Origin of the sequence: Tissierella sp. (assembly GCF_052089545.1) — a bacterium.
Lineage (GTDB): Bacteria > Bacillota > Clostridia > Tissierellales > Tissierellaceae > Tissierella_A.
Genome location: NZ_JBQDAA010000153.1, coordinates 977 through 2,613, shown reverse-complemented (window position 1 = coordinate 2,613; position 1,637 = coordinate 977). Strand labels below are relative to the sequence as shown.

Here is a 1,637-nt window from a genome sequence, read left to right as displayed (position 1 = left end):
TTTTTTTTTTTTTTGTTTTATATTTTTTTAAATAATTATAAGAAAAAGTTAAAGAAGAAACAAAGAACCAGGACCTATGGAAATAGAATTGTTTTTATATAACAAAGATATGGAAGAATATATATTAAATGATTTATCAAATGAAGATAAAGATAATGTCTAGGGGTTGAAGTAGATGAAAGAGTTTTGTCTTATACTTATATCAATAAGTGGAGGATTAGCCGTTGGAGGAGCTTTAGCAGCTTTTATAACACTCTTAAATTTAATTGCTCGATTAGTTCAATTAACGGAGTCACCAAATTATGTAAAGATTTATGAATGGATGTTTTCTATAGGAACTTTTATATTTGTACTTTTATATTTTAGTGACTTTAGTTTTAATCTTTCAAATATATTTGTAGTTATTATAGGGCTTTTTATGGGGGCATTTATTGGACTTTTTTCATCTGCACTAGCAGAAGTTCTTAATGTAATCCCATTAATAAGTAAGAAACTTAAAGTTAAAAAAGATTTAAAATATATAATCTATAGTTTACTGTTTGGTAAAGTTATGGGTTCTTTATATTTTTGGACATTATATTAAAAAATCGGAGGAAAATAGATGGACAATTTAAACAATAAAGATTATCAAAAGTTTGCAGAAGGAAAGATTCCTAAGCCAACATATTTGAGAAATATAATATTTGCATTTTTAATAGGTGGAGCTATATGTACATTGGGTGAATTTGTTATGAATTATTTACATAATAAAGGACTTAGTGAAGAAATGGTTTCCTCAGCTACTTCTATAATTATGGTGTTTTTAGGTGCTTTCCTAACAGGACTTGGTATATATGATGAAATAGGTAAGGTAGGAGGCGCAGGAGCTGCTGTTCCAATTACTGGATTTGCTAACTCGATAGTAGCTCCTGCAATGGAATTTAAAAAAGAAGGATTTATATTTGGAGTAGCTGCTAAAATGTTTGTAATAGCAGGACCAGTGCTAGTATATGGTGTAAGCAGTTCAATAGTTGTAGGTTTATTAAGTATATTATTTAAAAGGTAGGTGAAGAAATGTCGTTAAAAAAGATAGGAAAAAGAACTTTTAAATTACAAAATCCTCCATCAATTCTAGGATCTTATTCTATTGTAGGACCAAAAGAAGGTGATGGGCCACTTAGAGATTATTTTGATGAGATTTTAGAGGATGATTTATGGGGTGAAAAATCATTTGAAAAAGCTGAGACTAAAATTCAAGAACAAGCTATTAGAGCAGCTATTGAAAAAGCTAACTTAAGTTTAAGTGATATTGATATACTTCTTTCTGGTGATTTATTAAATCAAATAGTTCCATCTGGATATTCTGCCAGAGCTTTAGGTATACCATTTCTAGGTCTTTATGGGGCATGTTCTACCATGACTGAATCTTTGACAATTGGTGCAATGCTTATCGATGGTGGTTTTGGGGATAAGGTAGTTTGTGCAACTTCTAGTCATTTTAGTTCTGCTGAAAGACAATTTAGGTTTCCATTAGAATATGCAGCTCAAAGGACATTTTCGGCCCAATGGACTGTTACAGGATCTGGTGCTACAGTTCTTTCTGCAGCTGGTGAAGGGCCTTTTATAACTCATGTAACACCTGGTAAGATAATAGACCC

Annotated in this window: 2 protein-coding genes and 1 pseudogene; all 3 read left to right on the top strand. The window is 30.9% G+C overall.

Annotation, left to right across the window (positions count from 1 at the left end):
• Nucleotides 1-175: 175 nt before the first annotated feature.
• Nucleotides 176-583: a stage V sporulation protein AB gene (locus ACTHW2_RS10080; RefSeq protein ID WP_442263792.1), complete on the top strand. Its 408-nt coding sequence runs from the start codon at nucleotides 176-178 to the stop codon at nucleotides 581-583.
• 18 nt (nucleotides 584-601) lie between these two features.
• A complete protein-coding gene (gene spoVAC, locus ACTHW2_RS10075) occupies nucleotides 602-1,045 on the top strand; it encodes a stage V sporulation protein AC (protein WP_442263791.1) in 444 nt (147 codons plus the stop codon).
• Between the two features lie 8 nt (nucleotides 1,046-1,053).
• A pseudogene (locus tag ACTHW2_RS10070) lies at nucleotides 1,054-1,637 on the top strand (stage V sporulation protein AD); the annotation flags it as partial.